Here is an 18,006-nt window from a genome sequence, read left to right on the forward strand (position 1 = left end):
CCTCTGATGATATTTGTTTCAGCATATCACCCTTCATTGGGGCGACAGCAAAAATTGCAATCTTTTTACAGCTCAGGTGTCGGAACATCGCGTCATTCACAGGCATAAAAAAAGGGCGTCGCCGCCCTTTTTTAAACGCTGACATTCCGGACTCTCAGTCCTCAGGAACCGCTTTGGCGTGGTCACTGCTGTCATAGATCTTGAAAGGCTCGGACTGGCCATTGATTACGCTTTCATCAATGACAACCTTGGAGACATCATGCTCAGACGGAATCTGGTACATGGTATCCAACAGGGTTGCCTCCATAATGGAACGCAGCCCCCGGGCACCTGTTTTACGGATCATGGCCTTGCGGGCAACAGCACGAAGCGCGTCTTCACGGAAATCCAGCTCAACACCTTCCATATCAAACAGCTTCTGATACTGTTTTGTGAGTGCGTTTTTGGGCTCTGTGAGAATTTGGACAAGCGCATCCTCGTCCAGTTCCGTCAGCGTCGCTACAACCGGCAGGCGGCCGACGAATTCGGGAATCAGTCCGTACTTGACCAGATCTTCCGTTTCCACGTCCTTGATGATGTCACCGGTATTCTTGATGTCTTCCGGGCTCTTTACCGTCGCCGAAAACCCGATGCTGCTGCGATCAGAACGCTCCTGGATCACCTTGTCCAGGCCTGCAAAAGCGCCGCCACATATGAACAGCATATTACCGGTATCCACCTGCAGGAACTCCTGCTGCGGATGCTTACGGCCTCCCTGTGGCGGAACCGACGCTACCGTGCCTTCAATCAGCTTGAGCAGAGCCTGCTGGACACCCTCGCCGGATACGTCCCGGGTAATGGAGGGGTTGTCCGACTTGCGTGAGATCTTGTCGATCTCATCAATGTAGACAATGCCGCGCTGGGCCTTATCGACATCATAATCACACTTCTGCAACAGCTTCTGGATAATGTTCTCAACGTCTTCACCAACGTAGCCCGCTTCAGTCAGCGTAGTGGCATCGGCAATAGTGAAGGGGACATTGAGCATGCGCGCCAGTGTCTCCGCAAGCAGCGTCTTACCGCTACCAGTGGGACCGATCAGCAGAATATTACTCTTGCCAAGCTCCACTTCAGCCTTGCCCTCGCCATAGCGCAGACGCTTGTAGTGGTTATAAACCGCTACTGACAGCACGACCTTGGCCCGATCCTGACCAATTACGTATTCATTGAGCGTAGCGCGGATTTCGGCGGGTGTCGGAAGACGATCACTGGCTTCTTCCTGGGCATTCTCCTGGATTTCCTCCCGGATAATATCGTTGCACAGGTCGACGCACTCGTCGCAGATGAACACCGAGGGCCCTGCAATGAGCTTACGGACTTCATGCTGGCTCTTTCCACAAAACGAGCAGTACAGCAACTTGCCGTTATCGTCGCCTCTGCCGTTTCTTTCATCTGCCATTGAAATACCTCTGAGCTTGGTTTACCGACGTATTCACCTAAATACGCCGGCAGGGAATGTTGCGATTACCTTCAGTATTATTTATTCGGTACACGCTTATCAAGTATAGAATCAATCAGGCCATAGTCCTTCGCCTGCTGGGGATCCATAAAGTTGTCACGGTCCGTGTCCTTGGCGATCGTCTCCAGCTTCTGCCCGGTGTGGTGGGCGAGAATGGAATTCAGTGTGTGACGGATCTTCAGTATCTCACGTGTGTGGATTTCGATATCCGTCGCCTGACCCTGATAACCGCCCAGCGGCTGGTGGATCATGACCCGTGAATTCGGCAGGCAGGCACGCTTGCCCTCCGCACCACCAGCCAGCAGAAAGGCACCCATGCTGGCCGCCTGGCCTACACAGAGAGTCGCCACGTCCGGCTTGATGAACTGCATGGTGTCATAGATGGACATACCAGCAGTAACAGAACCACCCGGGCTGTTGATATACAGGTGGATGTCCTTGTCCGGGTTCTCGGATTCAAGGAACAGCAACTGGGCCACAATCAGGTTGGCCATGTGATCTTCAACCGGCCCCACCAGAAATATGACCCGTTCCTTGAGCAGACGGGAAAAGATATCAAACGAACGCTCACCTCGTGCGGTCTGCTCGATAACGATTGGCACCAGGCCGGAATTGGTAACCATTGCGGGACCATCGATTGGTTTCTGCGTCATGATGCGCGTGAACTCCTTCTGGACAATGGAGTGGCGTTCGTCCGCCACAGCGTTATAAATCGGCTACGTCTCATATTACCCGTTACTCTGCCAGCACCGCGCCAAGATGAAAACAGCCGGACGTGCCGGCTGTTTTCCCACTCAGGCGTGCCGGGGCCACTTTACACGCCCCTGCAGCCTTTAACGCTGCTGCTGACCGGCCTGAATAGCCTCTTCGTACTTGACCTTCTTTTCCTTGACCGTGGCCTGATCCAGAATCAGATCAACAACTGCATCTTCCAGCACAGACGACTCGATCTGCTGCTTCTGCTCCGGGCTGCTATTGAAGTGCGCCACAACCTCCTCTGGCTGTTCATACGTTGACGCGATTTCCTGGATCTTTTCATCCACTTTAGCAGGGTCTGCCTTCAGATCATTCTGTTTGACCACTTCCTGGAACAGCAGGCCGGTTTTGACACGACGACGCGCCTGCTCTTCAAAGATTTCCTTCGGCAACTGCTGCGGATCAATCTGGCCGCCAAAGCGCTGCACAGCGTCCTGACGCAGGCGATCGATTTCCTGGTCCACCAGGGCTGCAGGAACTTCCAGCTCAGTGCTCTCAAGCAGCCCTTCAACAACGTCGTTCTTGACCTTGTTAGAGACAGCCTGCTTGAGTTCACGTTCCATGTTCTTTTGCACTTCCTCGCGGAACGTCGCTTCGTCTTCCGCGTCAATGCCGAATTTCTTGAAGAATTCGGTATCCAGCTCAGGCAACTGCGGCTCCTGAACGTCGTGGATCTTGATCTCGAATTTTGCCGGTTTGCCCGCCAGATCTTCGTTCTGGTAGTCCTCAGGGAAGGTCACCTCAATCTCGAACTCTTCACCAGCCTTGCCGCCAACGATGGCTTTCTCGAAGCCGGGAATCATCTGGCCTGACCCCAAGGTCAGCTTGTGGTTCTCGGCGGAGCCACCTTCAAATTCCTCGCCGTCGACGAAGCCTTTGAAATCAATCAGCACAACATCCTTGTTCTTGGACTTTCGCTTGACAGACTTCATGGTGGCCTGCTGGCGACGCAGGTTGTCGATCATGGTGTCGACATCTTTCTCGGTAATCTCGGCCTTCGGCTTTTCAACAGAGATCTTGCTGAAATCACCGAGCTCCACTTCCGGCAACACTTCGAAGATAGCCACGAATTCCAGGTCTTTGCCCTCTTCCATGGTCTTTGGCTCAAATTTCGGCCAGCCCGCCGGGTTGATGTCGTGCTCCTGAAGCGCCTTGATGTAGTTGTCGCGCATAACCTCGCCGACAATCTCCTGGCGGACACTGTCACCAAAACGACGCTTCACCACACTCATGGGCACCTTGCCCGGACGAAAACCGTTCATCTTCACTGTGCGTGCGGTTTCCTGCAGGCGCTTCTGGACCGCCTGGTCGATTTCCTGGGCGGGCACACCAATCGTCATCCGACGTTCGATGTTGGAGGTCGTTTCAACAGACACTTGCATGGAAGATCCTCAAATTACAGGTTCGGTATGTGAATGAAAATAAAACCAAAAATCCGATTCAGGGTGAACTCCCGGAAAAGGACGCAAATTTAAAAGCGGGTAGTTTATCATGGTTTGCCATGCCGAGAGAATCACCCGGTGCAGGCTCTTTTTCCGGAACAGGATCGCAGAAAGAATCAGGAGAGGAAATCAGAGAACACAAAAAACGGGAAATGGTGCGAGAGGAGAGACTCGAACTCTCACGGGTTGCCCCACTGGAACCTAAATCCAGCGCGTCTACCAGTTCCGCCACTCTCGCAAACGGTTTGTGAACACTCTCCTGCCAGGGCAGACGAAGAATTCAGATATTGCGGAAATTAACAACGAACGATTGAGGAGAAAATTGGGGTGGACGAAGGGGATCGAACCCTCGACCGCAGGAGTCACAATCCTGAGCTCTACCAACTGAGCTACGTCCACCATATCCAGATTATTGCCAGGCAACTCCCGGCAAGTACTCCAAACTAACTTTGCTGATTCGGTGTCTCCGGGACGGATCAAACCGTCTGCGGTATGGCGCGCCCGGCAGGACTCGAACCTGCGACCACCGGCTTAGAAGGCCGATGCTCTATCCAGCTGAGCTACGGGCGCATAAACCTTTCGCCCACCTGAATATTCAGAAAGTGGTCGGGGTAGAGAGATTCGAACTCCCGACATCCTGCTCCCAAAGCAGGCGCGCTACCAGACTGCGCTATACCCCGTCTGAACTGAACAACAGATACCTCAGCAAAGTTGGCGCGCATATTACCGGCGCCGGACCTGTCCGTCAACACGCATTTTGGCTTTTCCACCTCTGATTGGCGGAGAGGCCCAAGCATGAGACAATGCGACGCCTTTATTTTCGCATAACCGACAAGACAATGACATGAGCGCCAAACTGATTAACGGAAAAGAAATTGCCGCTGCCGTACGACAGCAGGTCGCGGCGGGAACTGAAGCCCGAAAGCAGAAGGGGCTTCGCGCTCCGGGACTGGCTGTGGTGCTGGTGGGCAATGACCCTGCCTCCCATGTGTATGTAGGCAACAAGCGCAAGGCCTGCGACGAGGCGGGCATCATGTCGCTCTCCTACGACCTGCCTGAGGACACCTCACAGGAGGCACTGGAAGCCCTGATCGACGAGTTGAACGAAAACCCGGACGTGGACGGCATTCTGGTTCAGCTTCCGCTGCCGGCCCACATGGACGCTGACCCTATCCTGCTGAAAATTCGGCCGGACAAGGATGTGGATGGCTTCCACCCCTATAATATCGGCCGCCTGGTTCAGCGTAAGCCTGCCCTGAGGCCCTGCACGCCTGCAGGGGTCATCACCCTACTGGACAGCATTAACACCCCCTACAAGGGCCAGCACGCCGTTATAGTGGGTGCATCCAACATTGTCGGCCGGCCAATGACCATGGAACTTCTCCTCAAAGGCGCCACCGTGACGGTATGCCACCGCTTTACCGACGACCTGCAAAAGTTTGTCGGGGAAGCGGACATCCTGATTGCTGCGGTTGGCAAGCCCGGCCTGATCAAGGGTGAGTGGGTCAAGCCCGGAGCGACCGTGATTGATGTGGGCATCAACCGGATGGAAGACGGCAAATTGCGCGGGGATGTGGATTTTGCGGCTGCTTCTGAGCGGGCGGCCTATATTACGCCGGTGCCGGGTGGCGTGGGGCCGATGACGATTGCGACGTTGTTGCAGAATACGTTGTATGCGGCGAATGAGTTGCATAAGGATTGATCGGAAGTTGGGTTGTCGGATTACGGCTTCGCCTAATCCGACCTACATTATCACTCCGTAGGTCGGATAGAGCGTAGCGAAATCCGACAACCTCCCACAAAAAACCCCGCAAATGCGGGGTTTTTTGATGGCCGGGTGCTTACTGCCCGTACTTCTCTTTCGCCTTAAGGCGATAGGCGTGCAGAAGCGGCTCGGTGTATCCATTTGGCTGCTCGCGACCTTTCAGCACCAGATCCATGGCCGCCTGGAAGGCGATGCTGCCATCAAAGTCCGGCGCCATGGCGCGATAGGACGGGTCGCTGGCATTCTGACGATCCACAATCGCGGCCATGCGCTTCATGGTCTCGTGGATCTGTTCTTCCGTACAGATGCCATGGTAAAGCCAATTGGTCAACAACTGCGAGGCGATACGCAGGGTGGCGCGGTCTTCCATGAGGCCTACATCGTTGATATCAGGCACCTTGGAACAGCCTACACCACTGTCGATCCAGCGCACCACGTAACCCAGAATCCCCTGGGCGTTGTTGTCCAGCTCCTGCTGAATCTCTTCAGCCGACAGCGACTTCGGATCATCCATCACCGGAACAGTCAGGATGTCGTCCAGGCTGGCACGTGGGCGGCTTTCCAGTTCTTTCTGGATATCGGCAACGCTCACCTGATGGTAATGAGTAGCGTGCAGGGTGGCCGCAGTCGGTGAAGGTACCCAGGCAGTATTGGCGCCGGCTTTCGGATGGCCGATCTTGGCCTCCAGCATACCCGCCATCAGATCCGGCATTGCCCACATGCCTTTACCTATCTGGGCAACACCACGGAAACCGGTCTCCAGACCGATGTCTACGTTCCACTGCTCATAGGCCTGAATCCAGGTGGCCTGCTTCATCGGCCCCTTACGGATAAACGGCCCCAGTTCCATGGAGGTATGGATTTCATCCCCGGTGCGGTCCAGGAAGCCGGTGTTGATGAACACGGCACGTTCCTTGGCAGCATGGATACAGGATTTGAGATTGACCGTTGTGCGGCGCTCCTCGTCCATGATACCCACTTTCAGGGTAAAGGCCGGGAGACCAAGAGCATCTTCAACGCGGCCAAAGAATTCGTTGGTGAACGCCACTTCTTCCGGGCCGTGCATCTTCGGCTTGACGATATAAACCGAACCAGTGGTGCTGTTCTGCAGCTTGCCGGTGCCCTTCAGGTCATGGATCGCGATCAGCGAAGTCAGCAGGCCATCCATCAGACCTTCAGGCACTTCGCTGCCGTCTTTCAGCAGGATGGCCGGATTGGTCATCAGATGGCCGACATTGCGCACAAACATCAGGCTGCGGCCTTTCAGTACCAGCTCGCCACCATCAGCTTTCGTGTAGGCACGGTCTTCGTGCATTTTGCGGGTCATCTGCTGCCCGCCCTTCTCGAAAGTCTCTTCCAGGTCGCCCTTCATCAGGCCCAGCCAGTTGCGATACGCCAGTGCCTTGTCGTCTGCATCGACAGCAGCAACGGAGTCTTCGCAGTCCATGATGGTGGTCAGGGCGGACTCCATCAGCACGTCTTTGACGTGGGCGCCGTCGTCCTTGCCAATTGGATGGCTGGCGTCGATCTGGATTTCGAAGTGCATGCCGTTCTTCACCAGCAACACACCGGTGGGCGCATCGGCTGCACCGGTATAACCGACAAAACCGGACTCGTCTTTCAGGCCGGTGGATTCGCCGTTCTGCAGCTTGACCACCAGCTTGCCGCTCTCAACCAGGTACTGCGCGGCATCCTTGTGGCTGCCGGAAGCCAGGGGCGCAGAGCTGTCAAGCAGGTTGCGTGCAAATTCGATAACCTTGGCGCCGCGCACAGGGTTGTAACCACGGCCCTTTTCAGCACCGTCTTCCTCGGAAATGGCATCAGTACCATAAAGCGCATCGTACAGGCTGCCCCACCGGGCGTTCGCTGCGTTCAGGGCGAAACGGGCATTCATGACCGGGACCACAAGCTGGGGACCAGCCATGGTGGCCACTTCAGGATCCACATTCGAGGTAGAAATCTTGAAGTCGCCCGGCTCGTCCACCAGATAGCCGATGTCTTTCAGGAACGACTTGTACTCAGCCATGTCGAGCTTCTGGCCTTTGTGGTCACGGTTCCAGGCATCCATTTTCTCCTGGATGGCGTCGCGCTTGGCAAGCAGCTCTTTGTTGCGGGGAGCCAGCTCGTGAACAATCTTGTCAAACTCGCCCCAGAATTTGTCAGCATCGACACCGGTGCCCGGGATCGCTTCATTATTAACGAAATCGAACAGGTTCTTTGCGACCTGAAGGCCGCCGACTTGTACGCGTTCTGTCATCGTTGTTTGCCTCAGTGGGTTACTGTATTCCCTGCCCTGTCGGCGGGTTTCCCCGGAAGGGCCGTTATAATTCGAGGGCGGTATTGTACGGGAAATTCCCTACAAGGTCATTCCCGCGCCTACAACCCGACTTCTGGTTAGACCTTGCACCCCGTCAAACGGGACATCAGCCGCGGCGCCAGCTGGTTCCCTCACGGCTGTCGTCAAGAATAATGCCTTTGTCCGCCAGCTCATCACGGATACGATCTGCTTCCGCGAAATCTTTCCTTTTCCGCGCATCGGCCCGGGCCTGAATCATGGCCTCAATGTCTTCTGCGCTGAGTTCGCTGCCCGTGTCGGCCTGGAAGAAGGCTTCCGGATCCTGCTGCAGCAGCCCAAGAATGCGGCCAAGCCGAACCAGAACAGCGGCGCTTTCAGCAGCCCGCTCATCATCCCCGTCGCGACGGAACTGATTGATCTCGTGGACCACAGCATGCAGCACGGCGATGGCCCCCGCGGTATTGAAATCATCATCCATGGCCTCGGCGAATTGGCGGTCATGCGCGGTTTCCGCAACATCCTTGGCGGGCACCAAGCCCCGCAGTGCGTGGTAGAATCGGGTCAGTGTGTGTCCCGCCTCGGCCAGATTCTCTTCCGAGTAATCCACCTGGCTGCGGTAATGACTGGAAACCAGGAAGTAGCGCACCACTTCCGGCGCGTACTTTTCGAAGATTTCCCGAATGGTGAAAAAATTGCCGAGGGACTTGGACATTTTCTCCTTGTTCACCCGAATGGCACCGGCGTGCATCCAGAGATTCACAAAGGTATGGCCGTTGGCACACTCGGACTGGGCGATTTCGTTTTCATGGTGCGGAAACAGCAGGTCCGGCCCGCCGCCGTGAATATCGAAGGTCTCACCCAGGCACTGGTTGGACATGGCTGAACACTCAATGTGCCATCCCGGCCGGCCATCACCCCATGGCGACGGCCAGCTCACCTCACCCGGCTTTGCGGCTTTCCACAGCACAAAGTCGGCAGGGCTGCGCTTGGCCTCCTGAACATCCACCCGGGCACCGGCTACCAAGTCCTCCAGCTTTTTCTTGCTGAGTTTGCCGTAGTCCGGATAGGACTCCACAGAAAAGTAGACGTCGCCGTTATCTGCAGCATAGGCATGGCCACTTGAGACCAGCTTGTGAATCATGGCAACGATTTCGTTGATGTAGGCTGTCGCACACGGCTCTTCTGTTGGCGAAAGAACACCCAACTTTGCCTCATCCTCATGCATTGCCTTGATCATGCGAGCAGTGAGATCGGTATATACCTCACCATTTTCGTCTGCCCTGCGAAGAATCTTGTCGTCAATATCTGTGATATTACGAACGTAGTGAACGTCGTACCCACTGTGACGCAGATACCGCGTGATCACATCAAACGCCACCAAAACCCTCGCATGTCCAAGGTGACAGTAATCGTAGACCGTCATACCACAGACATACATGCGAACCTTCCCAGGCTCTATAGGCTTGAACTCTTCCTTCTGCTGACTAAGGGTGTTGTAGATTCTAATCACGCTTTGCTCTTTGTTTGCCTGAAGTATCGTTTTGGTGAAGGTCGCCGCCAGGGCGGGGCATCTATCCGGGACACGCCGTGAATACGTCCATGTAGGCTCGTAAAAAACATCCCTGTTTTTTACGGTCCCGGATAGATGCCCCGCCCTGGCGACTCCCCCGACTTTGTTCGTGCCTTCCGCTCTTACTTGCCCTTTCCCCAGGAGTCCCGCAGGGTTACTGTGCGGTTGAAGACCGGGCGGCCTGCTGCGGCGGTCAGTTCCTGGTCGCAAAAGAAATACCCTTCACGCTCGAACTGATACGGTAAGTCTGTCCTAGGCGTGGCCAGGCTCTTCTCTACCCTCGCACCTTTGAGGACCACCAGAGAGTCCGGGTTGATCGACTCAACAAAGTCTGTCTCTTTATCACTATCCGGGGATTCATGGTTGAACAGACGGTCGTACTGGTTGATGTCCGTTTCAATGCTGTCTGTTGCCGATACCCAGTGCACGACACCATTCGGTTTATACCCTTCAGGATTAACCCCCAGAGTATTCGGATCGTACTCACATTTGAGTTCTACAATTTCGCCACTGTCGTCGCGAATAACCTCGCGACAGGTCATTACATAACCACCCCGCAGACGCACTGCCTGATCCGGAGCAAGGCGTTTCCACTTGCGCGGGGGCTCCTCCGCGAAGTCTTCCCGGTCGATAAACAGAGTCCGGGTCCAGGTCACTTCCCGCTCGCCCATATCCGGATTCTGCGGGTGAACGGGCAACACCAGGGTTTCGGTCTTGTCTTCCGGATAGTTGGTCAGGGTCACCTTCAGTGGGCGCATCACGCACATGGCGCGGGGTGCGCGGGTGTTCAGGTCTTCGCGGATGGCGTGCTCCAGCATCCCCATATCCACGGTACCACCGGCCTTGTTAACACCGATCATGTCGCAAAAGGTGCGGATGGAGTCGGGGGTGTAGCCACGGCGGCGCAGGCCGGAAATGGTGGGCATGCGCGGGTCGTTCCAGCCGTCCACAAAGCCTTCATCCACCAGGCGCCTGAGTTTGCGCTTACTGGTGATGGTGTAGTTCAGGTTCAGCCGGGCGAATTCGATCTGGCGGGGCTGGCAGGGAGCGGAGATGTTCTCCAATACCCAGTCATAAAGGGGCCGATGGTCTTCGAATTCCAGAGTGCACAGGGAGTGGGTAATCCCCTCCATGGCGTCGGAAATCGGATGGGTGAAGTCGTACATCGGGTAGATGCACCACTTGTCGCCGGTCTGATGGTGGTCGGCATAGCGAATCCGGTACAGGATCGGGTCCCGCATGTTGATGTTCGGGGATGCCATATCGATCTTGGCGCGAAGCACCAGTTCACCGTTCTGGAACTTGCCGTCGCGCATGTCGCGGAACAGCTTAAGATTCTCGTCCACAGGGCGATCCCGGTAGGGGCTGTTCTGTCCGGGTTCTTTCAGGGTGCCCCGGTATTCGGCCATCTGGTCAGCTGTCAGCGCGCACACATAGGCCTTGCCCCTTTCGATCAACTCGACGGCAAAATCATAGATGGCGTCGAAATAATCCGAGGCGTAGCGCACTTCCCCTGCCCACTCATAGCCGAGCCAATGAACGTCCTGCTTGATGGCGTCGATGTACTCCTGGGATTCCTTCTCCGGGTTGGTATCGTCAAACCGCAGAGTGCAAACGCCATCAAATGTTTCGGCGATGCCGAAGTTCAGGCAGATAGACTTGGCGTGACCAATATGCAGGTAACCGTTAGGCTCCGGCGGAAACCGTGTCACCACCTTCCCCGTGTGCTCGCCTTTGGCAATGGCGTCTTCAATCAGGCTCTGGATGAAGTTATGGGCTTTCTTGGACTCGGCGCTCATACAATCTCAATCATAGGGTGTGGGTCTGAAACCGCGTATTATACTCATAAATCCTTGCCTAACTCATGCACGCGCTCAAACTCTTCAGTACAATACCTGCCACGTGGCTTTTTATACCCATTTGAACAGGAAACCCTGATGATTCTGCTGAAAACTTCTCACGGTGATATTAAACTGGAACTGGATTACGACAAGGCCCCTGAAACAGCAAAGAACTTTGAAGAATATGTTCGCGAAGGCTTTTATGATGGGCTGATTTTTCACCGGGTCATCAGCAATTTCATGATTCAGGGCGGCGGTTTCGAACCTGGAATGAACCCGCGTAAAACCCGTGAGCCTATCCGCAATGAGGCCAACAACGGCCTCAGCAACATGCAGGGCACCGTTGCCATGGCCCGGACCATGGACCCCCACTCCGCTACCGCGCAGTTCTTTATCAATGTTGAAAACAATGGTTTCCTGGACCATACCGCGGAAAACGCGGAAGGCTGGGGTTACTGCGTGTTCGGCAGGGTTGTAGAAGGCATGGACACGGTTAACGCCATCCGTTCGGTACGTACCACCATGCGTTCAGGTCACCAGGACGTCCCTGCAGAGGATGTGGTGATCGAGAAAGCCGAAGTTGTAGAGGATGGAGGCGCGGCGTGACCACGCTGTTTATCTCCGACCTGCACCTGGAAGAATCCCGGCCCGACATCACCAGGGCCTTCCTGGCTTTTCTGGACGACAGGGCCCGGGGCGTTGAGCAGCTCTACATTCTTGGCGACTTTTTTGAAGCCTGGATTGGTGATGACGAACGAACACCGCTCCAGGAACAGGTGGCAGAAGCCTTACGGGCAGTAACCGCGTCTGGTACGGAACTGTTCCTGATGCACGGCAACCGCGACTTCCTGATTGGTGAAGATTACTGCAACCGCATCGGCGCCACCCTGCTGGACGACCCGACAGTGGTAGATCTGTATGGCACGCCCACCCTGCTCATGCACGGTGACAGTCTGTGCACTGCCGATACGGAATACCAGAAGTTCCGTGCCAACATGCGCAACCCGCAGTGGCAGCAGATGATTCTCCAGCGGCCCCTGGCGGAGCGTCAGCAGATGGCGCGCCAGTTGCGTGAAATCAGCATGGCCAAGAACAAGGGTAAGGAAGAATTCATCATGGACGTCACCCCGGACGAGGTGGTGAAGGAAATGGAAGCCCACGGGGTACAACGCCTGATCCACGGTCATACCCATCGCCCTGCGGTTCACGAGCTCGAGGCCAACGGCAAGCCGGCAAGGCGTATCGTCCTGGGCGACTGGGACGAGAACGTCTGGTGGCTGGAAGTCACTCCAAACCAACCACCAACCCTTAAAAAGCACCGCCTATAAACAAAGGGCTTCTGCCCCATAGCTGGAACTCGGCTATGGGGCGGGGTGCCTTTTCTGCCGGGAAAAAGGTGTCTGAGCAAAGCGAGTTCTTTTTCCCGGCAGAAAAGGCACCCCGCCCCATGGCCAGCCCCCCAGGGTTAATGCTGCAGAATCTGCTCCAGGAACTTCTGGGTTCTCGGCTCCCGGGGATTGGTGAAAAATTCGTGGGGAGGTGCCTCTTCCACAATTTCGCCGCTATCCATGAATATTACCCGGTCTGCTACCGTTTTCGCGAAGCCCATCTCGTGGGTCACGCAAATCATGGTCATGCCACTACCCGCCAGCTCGATCATGACATCGAGCACTTCCTTGATCATCTCCGGATCCAGTGCAGAAGTGGGCTCATCAAACAGCATAATCTTCGGCTTCATGCACAGCGCCCGGGCAATCGCGACCCGCTGCTGCTGTCCACCGGATAACTGACCAGGAAACTTGCTCGCCTGTTCCGGAATCCGCACCCGCTCCAGATATTCCATCGCCGTAGCCTCAGCCTCCCTCCTTGGCACCTTTCTGACCCATATGGGAGACAGGCAGCAATTTTCCAGCACCGTCAGGTGCGGGAAGAGATTGAAGTGCTGAAACACCATGCCGACTTCTCGGCGTACCGTATCAATGTGGCGGATATCGTCCGTCAACTCGATGTTGTCGACAATAATCCTGCCCTGCTGATGCTCTTCCAGCCGGTTAATGCAGCGGATAAACGTCGACTTTCCCGATCCGGACGGGCCACAGATCACGATCCGCTCTCCCTGCCGGACATTAAGATTCAGATTCTTGAGTACATGAAAGTCGCCATACCATTTGTTCATCCCTTCAACACGGATGATGGCAGAGCTATTGTCGTCTTTCTGACTCGGAACAGTTTTTTTGGGATCCGTTGCCTGGGTCTGTTCTGTCATAGTGTTACCCATCAGGTCTTGTGACCGGTGTCTAGTTTGCGTTCAAGGTTCTGGCTGTAACGGGAAATGCCAAAGCAGAAGACCCAGAAACAGAAGGCCACAAACACGTAGCCCTCTATGGCAACGTTCTGCCATGCCGGGTCCGTAATCGTGGACTGGACGGTACCCAGAATATCGAACAGGCCGATAATCAGCACCAGCGTGGTGTCCTTGAACAGTGAAATAAAGGTATTCACGATCCCGGGAATGACCATTTTCAGGGCCTGGGGCAGAATAATCAGCCCGGTTTTCTTCCAGTAACCCAGCCCGAGTGCGTCCGCCGCTTCATATTGCCCCCTCGGAATAGCCTGAAGGCCACCACGGATCACCTCAGCCATATACGCCGACTGCCAGAGCGTTATGCCGATCAGCGCTCTCATAAGCTTTTCAAAGTTCATACCATCCGGCAGGAACAGCGGGAGCATGACAGAGGCCATGAACAGCACCGTAATCAGCGGAACCGCCCGCCAGACCTCAATGAATACGACGCAAATCCCGCGAATGATCGGCATTTCCGAACGCCGACCGAGCGCCAGCACTATTCCTATGGGCAGGGAAGCAATGATCCCGATGTAGGCAAGGATCAGTGTCAGCATCAGCCCGCCCCACTTGCTGCTTTCCACGGCTTCCAGGCCAAAGCTGCCGCCCGGAACCAGAAAGTAGCCGACAACCGGCAAGCCGGTCAGCCCGAACAGCCCGAACCACTTGCGCCAAGGAAAACCCTCGATAAACTGGGGAACAAAGCAGACGGCCAGCAGCCCGAACATGATGTTCACCCGCCACTGAAATTCATCCGGATAGAATCCGTAGATGAAGAAATTCAGTCGCTGGCTGATAAACAGCCAGCAGGCGCCGGTCCCGGTGCAGTCGCTGGAATCGGTGCCCAGAAACGTCGCCTCAAAAAACAGCCAGCTGAATACTGGGCCCACGCTGGTAACCACCAGATAACCCACAACAATAGTCAGCAGGCTGTTGTACCAGCTTGAGAACAGGTTCCTGCGCATCCAGTCCACGGGGCTGATCGCAATTTTCGGTGGTTTTAACATTGGCTCAGCCATCATCGCTCCTTAATTGCCACAGCCCTGTTATAGATGTTCATGAACAGGGAAATTAACAGACTGATGGTGAGGTACACCGCCATGGTAATGGCCACGACTTCCACCGCCTGACCGGTCTGGTTCAGGGTCGTGCCCATGAATACAGCCACCAGGTCTGGATATCCGATCGCAGTGGCCAGCGAGGAATTCTTTGTCAGGTTCAGGTACTGACTGGTCAGTGGAGGAATGATGACCCGCATGGCCTGCGGGATCACTACCAGCCGCAGGGTCAGCCCACCGGGCAATCCCAGAGCCTTCGCAGCCTCGGTCTGCCCTTTACTTACCGAAAGAATGCCAGAACGGACGATCTCGGCGATGAAGCTCGCGGTGTAGAGGGATAGCGCAATCCAGAGGGCCGCCAGCTCCGGAATGATGGTAATCCCACCGGCAAAGTTGAAACCTTTGAGAGCGGGCAATTCCCACTCCAGGGGTGCACCGGCAGACAGGTAAGCCACAACGGGAAGAATCACCAGAATGGCAATGCCCACTCTGAAAGTGGGAAATATCTGGCCGGTGGCAAGCTGGCGTTTCTTCGCCCAGGCTCGCAGACCGATAACTGCAACAATCGCCACGATGACGGCGCCCCAGACCAGCCCGAAGCCTTCCTGGGTCATTGGCTCCGGCAGATAGAGACCACGATTGTTCAGGAAAAAGCTGCCGCCTACCTCAACGCTCTGCCGTGGCGAAGGCAGGCTGCCGAGAACGGCGAAATACCAGAAAAAGATCTGAAGCAGCAACGGAATATTGCGAATAACTTCTATATAGACAAGCGCAAGCTTGGCCACAAGCCAGTTTCTGGACAACCTGGCGACGCCAATAATAAAGCCGAGAATAGTGGCCGTTACAACGCCCATTGCCGAGACCAGCAAGGTATTCATGAGGCCCACGAAAAACGTTCGACCGTAGGTCATGGTGGCGTCATAGGGCACCAGCGACATGATGATGCCAAAACCTGCGGTCTCTTTCAGAAACCCGAAGCCGGTACTGATGCCGCGGTTTTCCATGTTCGAAAGGGTGTTATCTACCAGTGTCCAGCCGCCCCAGAACACAAGGGCAATGGCAACGACCTGGAAAACCAGTGAGCGTACCCGTGGGTCATACCAGGGTTTGGGCCCCGCGGGTCTCGATTCAGTTGTCTGTTTTTTCATGTATTTTCCCGGAAAGCTGAACCGCGATGACACGAATCACGAATACAGCGGCGGGCCCGCGATCCGGGCCCGCCGCTGAACGCTTTCAGGCGTTAACGAAGCGGTGGCGCGTACATAATGCCGCCTTCAGTCCACAACGCGTTCAGACCACGATCCAGCCCGAGGGGGGTATCCGGGCCAACATTGCGGTTGTACATTTCGCCGTAGTTGCCGACCAGTTTGACGATCTGATAGCCAAAATCGTCAGGAAGCCCGAGTTTGGCGCCCATGTCTCCATCCGTACCCAGCAGGCGCTGAACATTCGGGTTGTCTGACTTGAGCATCTTGTCCACGTTATCGGAGGTTATACCCAGCTCCTCTGCATTGATCTGGGCAAACAGTACCCACTTGACGATATTGAACCACTGGTCATCGCCCTGACGCACCACGGGGCCCAGCGGCTCCTTGGAAATCGTGTTAGGCAGAATCTTGGCGGAACTCGGATCGGTCAGCTTGGAACGCAGAGCTGCCAATTGTGAACGGTCTGAGGTCAGGACGTCGCAGCGGCCGGCGGCAAATCCCTGAACCGTCTGTTCAGAAGTATCAAAAACGATCGGCTGGTACTCCATGCCCTTGGCACGGAAATAGTCCGACAGATTCAGCTCTGTGGTGGTACCTGCCTGAATACAGATGGTCGCCCCGTTCAGCTCTGTTGCGTCATCGACCCCGAGTTCTTTGTTGATCAGAAAACCCTGGCCGTCGTAATAGTTGGTGCCTGTGAAATTCAGGCCCAGAGACGCGTCGCGTGTCAGCGTCCAGGTGGTATTCCGGGACAGCACGTCGATCTCGCCGGACTGGAGCGCAGTCAGACGCTCCTTGGCGGTCAGCGGGGTAAACTCCACGGCTTGCGCATCACCAAAGATGGCAGCTGCAACTGCACGACAGGTATCAACGTCGATACCAGTCCAGTTGCCTTTGTCATCGGGCTGGGAGAACCCTGGCAGACCACTGGTCACACCACACTGCAAATGTCCCTTCTCTTTAACGCTTTCGAGAGTTGTCGCAGCGCTGGCGAATGGTGCAGCAAGAACGCCGCACAGCATCACGGCACCAGCAGCAATAGACTTGGTGTTGTTCATTATCATTTCTCCGAAATCCATGGGTTTGAGGCACATCGGATCTGTCGGCAATTTACAAGCCAATGATCCACCTCATTGTTTTTGTTAATTTTTCCTTTTCACGCCGCATTGGTACATGGTTCCGGGCCACAAAATCGGGCACTGAACGCCTCAGTTCGGAGCACAGGTTTTCGCCGCTCACTCACCTGCCAATACGTCTTATTACAAAGTAGAAGCGTTGAGCTGAATCAACCAGTTTTCCGACCGTTTTCTTTGCATTTTCGTTTAATTCGGAGCCAAGTCCGCCTCAAGGCTGGTCCGGCTCGCGGTAGGTATCCAGACGGTTCAACCAGCCGGGCAGCCAGCGCTCTTTCTCGATGGGTTTACCAGCGTTTTCGGCACGACGCGTCAATATCAATGCCGCTGAATCACGAAACGCCTGCAATAACGTTTCGCCCCCGTTGATGTCCATCGCCTGAAATACCTGCAGCAAGCCCCAGCCCTGCCCGTTATACCTTTCGGAGTCAGCAAGCCCTTCGCCTTTGAAACTGACGTAGTCAATCACCGCATACATACCACCCGGTGTGCTGGTTAGCGCTTCGATGGTGTCAGAAAGCCGGGATCGTTCGGAGCTGGGGGCAGCATTAACCACGCGATCAAGTCCCTTTGCTGCCCGCTGGACAAGAAACCCCGCCTGATGATCTTTGGTGCTGGAGAGGAGCTGTCGCAACTCCGCAAGTCGCCGGGTATCCGTTGCCTGGAGAAAGGCTTCCCGGTCTGCCCAGGGCGCGTCGAAGGGGACCAGTCCTGCGAGCCAGTCTGGCAGCTCAACTCCCTGCCTTGTCAGGTAATCAATCATCGCCGGAAAACTTTCGACAAACGGGCCGTCGACCGCTGTTGGATACCAGATGAAGTGTCCGATCCCCAACGAGGGGAATGCCTCTCCCTCGTTCCAGTGGACCAGACAGGCCTCTCGCCCCGCGCATTCATTCCGGAAAACCTGGTCACCAATCCAGTTGAGCTCGGCGGGACCAAGCACAATATCCAGTCCAGGAAGTGCACTGGCCTGCTGACTACCTGAGAGAAAAACCACAAGCACCAGCCCGATTAACAGAGATTCATAATCAATCCGTAACATTGCCAGCCTCCAACCGGTGGGGATACCCTGTTTTACATCAATGTTGCCACGCA

Annotated in this window: 14 protein-coding genes and 4 tRNA genes; 3 read left to right on the plus strand and 15 right to left on the minus strand. The window is 55.5% G+C overall.

The window, feature by feature from the left end; all coding sequences use genetic code 11:
• Positions 1–154 precede the first annotated feature (154 nt).
• The 7 genes from clpX to QPM17_RS02270 all read right to left on the minus strand — a co-directional run bounded on the left by clpX (position 155) and on the right by QPM17_RS02270 (position 4,376).
• Positions 155–1,438, minus strand: a complete 1,284-nt coding sequence (gene clpX / locus QPM17_RS02240) for an ATP-dependent Clp protease ATP-binding subunit ClpX (RefSeq protein ID WP_285388410.1) — start codon at positions 1,436–1,438, stop codon at positions 155–157.
• Positions 1,439–1,515: 77 nt separating this feature from the next.
• Positions 1,516–2,151, minus strand: coding sequence for an ATP-dependent Clp endopeptidase proteolytic subunit ClpP (clpP, locus tag QPM17_RS02245; protein ID WP_027832428.1), 636 nt, complete (start codon positions 2,149–2,151; stop codon positions 1,516–1,518).
• 180 nt (positions 2,152–2,331) lie between these two features.
• Positions 2,332–3,636, minus strand: coding sequence for a trigger factor (tig, locus tag QPM17_RS02250; protein ID WP_285388412.1), 1,305 nt, complete (start codon positions 3,634–3,636; stop codon positions 2,332–2,334).
• Positions 3,637–3,849: 213 nt separating this feature from the next.
• Positions 3,850–3,934 (minus strand) — tRNA-Leu (locus QPM17_RS02255).
• Between the two features lie 85 nt (positions 3,935–4,019).
• Positions 4,020–4,095: transfer RNA gene (locus QPM17_RS02260), tRNA-His, on the minus strand.
• A gap of 94 nt (positions 4,096–4,189) precedes the next feature.
• Positions 4,190–4,266 (minus strand) — tRNA-Arg (locus tag QPM17_RS02265).
• 33 nt (positions 4,267–4,299) lie between these two features.
• A tRNA-Pro gene (locus tag QPM17_RS02270) sits at positions 4,300–4,376 on the minus strand.
• Positions 4,377–4,540: 164 nt separating this feature from the next.
• Here QPM17_RS02270 and folD point away from each other — a divergent pair.
• Positions 4,541–5,398 carry a bifunctional methylenetetrahydrofolate dehydrogenase/methenyltetrahydrofolate cyclohydrolase FolD gene (folD, locus tag QPM17_RS02275; protein ID WP_285388413.1) on the plus strand — a complete coding sequence of 286 codons (858 nt, stop codon included), beginning with the start codon at positions 4,541–4,543 and terminating at the stop codon, positions 5,396–5,398.
• A 139-nt stretch (positions 5,399–5,537) separates the two neighbouring features.
• Here the strand turns inward: folD and QPM17_RS02280 are convergent, their stop codons facing one another.
• From QPM17_RS02280 to QPM17_RS02290, 3 genes are all read right to left on the minus strand, one after another.
• The gene (locus QPM17_RS02280; protein WP_285388414.1) at positions 5,538–7,718 is read right to left on the minus strand and encodes a malate synthase G; all 2,181 of its coding nucleotides are present in this window, start codon (positions 7,716–7,718) and stop codon (positions 5,538–5,540) included.
• A gap of 166 nt (positions 7,719–7,884) precedes the next feature.
• Positions 7,885–9,267, minus strand: coding sequence for a cysteine--tRNA ligase (cysS, locus tag QPM17_RS02285; protein ID WP_285388415.1), 1,383 nt, complete (start codon positions 9,265–9,267; stop codon positions 7,885–7,887).
• 182 nt (positions 9,268–9,449) lie between these two features.
• Complete coding sequence (locus tag QPM17_RS02290; RefSeq protein ID WP_285388417.1) at positions 9,450–11,126, minus strand: glutamine--tRNA ligase/YqeY domain fusion protein; 1,677 nt, start codon at positions 11,124–11,126, stop codon at positions 9,450–9,452.
• A gap of 138 nt (positions 11,127–11,264) precedes the next feature.
• On the opposite strand from QPM17_RS02290, the gene QPM17_RS02295 reads away from it, so the two are divergent.
• Positions 11,265–11,774, plus strand: coding sequence for a peptidylprolyl isomerase (locus tag QPM17_RS02295; protein ID WP_285388419.1), 510 nt, complete (start codon positions 11,265–11,267; stop codon positions 11,772–11,774).
• Entirely contained in the window at positions 11,771–12,496 is a 726-nt protein-coding gene (gene lpxH / locus QPM17_RS02300) for a UDP-2,3-diacylglucosamine diphosphatase (protein ID WP_285388421.1), read from the plus strand. Before QPM17_RS02295 ends, lpxH begins: the two co-directional genes overlap by 4 nt.
• A gap of 137 nt (positions 12,497–12,633) precedes the next feature.
• Here lpxH and QPM17_RS02305 read toward each other — a convergent pair whose 3' ends face one another.
• From QPM17_RS02305 to QPM17_RS02325, 5 genes are all read right to left on the minus strand, one after another.
• Positions 12,634–13,344, minus strand: coding sequence for an amino acid ABC transporter ATP-binding protein (locus tag QPM17_RS02305; protein WP_285388796.1), 711 nt, complete (start codon positions 13,342–13,344; stop codon positions 12,634–12,636).
• Positions 13,345–13,445: 101 nt separating this feature from the next.
• Positions 13,446–14,531 (minus strand): amino acid ABC transporter permease, encoded by a 1,086-nt coding sequence (locus QPM17_RS02310; protein ID WP_285388422.1) that lies wholly within the window; start codon positions 14,529–14,531, stop codon positions 13,446–13,448.
• Positions 14,531–15,718 carry an amino acid ABC transporter permease gene (locus QPM17_RS02315; RefSeq protein WP_285388423.1) on the minus strand — a complete coding sequence of 396 codons (1,188 nt, stop codon included), beginning with the start codon at positions 15,716–15,718 and terminating at the stop codon, positions 14,531–14,533. The genes QPM17_RS02310 and QPM17_RS02315 overlap by 1 nt, the downstream gene beginning before the upstream one ends.
• A gap of 92 nt (positions 15,719–15,810) precedes the next feature.
• A complete protein-coding gene (locus tag QPM17_RS02320) occupies positions 15,811–16,842 on the minus strand; it encodes an amino acid ABC transporter substrate-binding protein (protein WP_422732711.1) in 1,032 nt (343 codons plus the stop codon).
• Positions 16,843–17,122: 280 nt separating this feature from the next.
• Positions 17,123–17,953, minus strand: a complete 831-nt coding sequence (locus QPM17_RS02325; RefSeq protein WP_285388424.1) for a hypothetical protein — start codon at positions 17,951–17,953, stop codon at positions 17,123–17,125.
• Positions 17,954–18,006: the final 53 nt, after the last annotated feature.

This window comes from Marinobacter azerbaijanicus, assembly GCF_030250645.1.
GTDB lineage: Bacteria > Pseudomonadota > Gammaproteobacteria > Pseudomonadales > Oleiphilaceae > Marinobacter > Marinobacter azerbaijanicus.

Excerpts from the sequence above, each read along its gene's own strand:
- folD (WP_285388413.1), top strand. The coding sequence starts at position 4,541 with ATGAGCGCCAAACTGATTAACGGAAAAGAAATTGCCGCTGCCGTACGA.
- QPM17_RS02320 (WP_422732711.1), bottom strand. The coding sequence starts at position 16,842 with ATGATAATGAACAACACCAAGTCTATTGCTGCTGGTGCCGTGATGCTG.
- QPM17_RS02290 (WP_285388417.1), bottom strand. The coding sequence starts at position 11,126 with ATGAGCGCCGAGTCCAAGAAAGCCCATAACTTCATCCAGAGCCTGATT.
- QPM17_RS02305 (WP_285388796.1), bottom strand. The coding sequence starts at position 13,344 with ATGAACAAATGGTATGGCGACTTTCATGTACTCAAGAATCTGAATCTT.
- clpP (WP_027832428.1), bottom strand. The coding sequence starts at position 2,151 with ATGACGCAGAAACCAATCGATGGTCCCGCAATGGTTACCAATTCCGGC.
- clpX (WP_285388410.1), bottom strand. The coding sequence starts at position 1,438 with ATGGCAGATGAAAGAAACGGCAGAGGCGACGATAACGGCAAGTTGCTG.
- QPM17_RS02295 (WP_285388419.1), top strand. The coding sequence starts at position 11,265 with ATGATTCTGCTGAAAACTTCTCACGGTGATATTAAACTGGAACTGGAT.
- QPM17_RS02325 (WP_285388424.1), bottom strand. The coding sequence starts at position 17,953 with ATGTTACGGATTGATTATGAATCTCTGTTAATCGGGCTGGTGCTTGTG.
- QPM17_RS02280 (WP_285388414.1), bottom strand. The coding sequence starts at position 7,718 with ATGACAGAACGCGTACAAGTCGGCGGCCTTCAGGTCGCAAAGAACCTG.
- QPM17_RS02310 (WP_285388422.1), bottom strand. The coding sequence starts at position 14,531 with ATGGCTGAGCCAATGTTAAAACCACCGAAAATTGCGATCAGCCCCGTG.
- tig (WP_285388412.1), bottom strand. The coding sequence starts at position 3,636 with ATGCAAGTGTCTGTTGAAACGACCTCCAACATCGAACGTCGGATGACG.
- QPM17_RS02315 (WP_285388423.1), bottom strand. The coding sequence starts at position 15,718 with ATGAAAAAACAGACAACTGAATCGAGACCCGCGGGGCCCAAACCCTGG.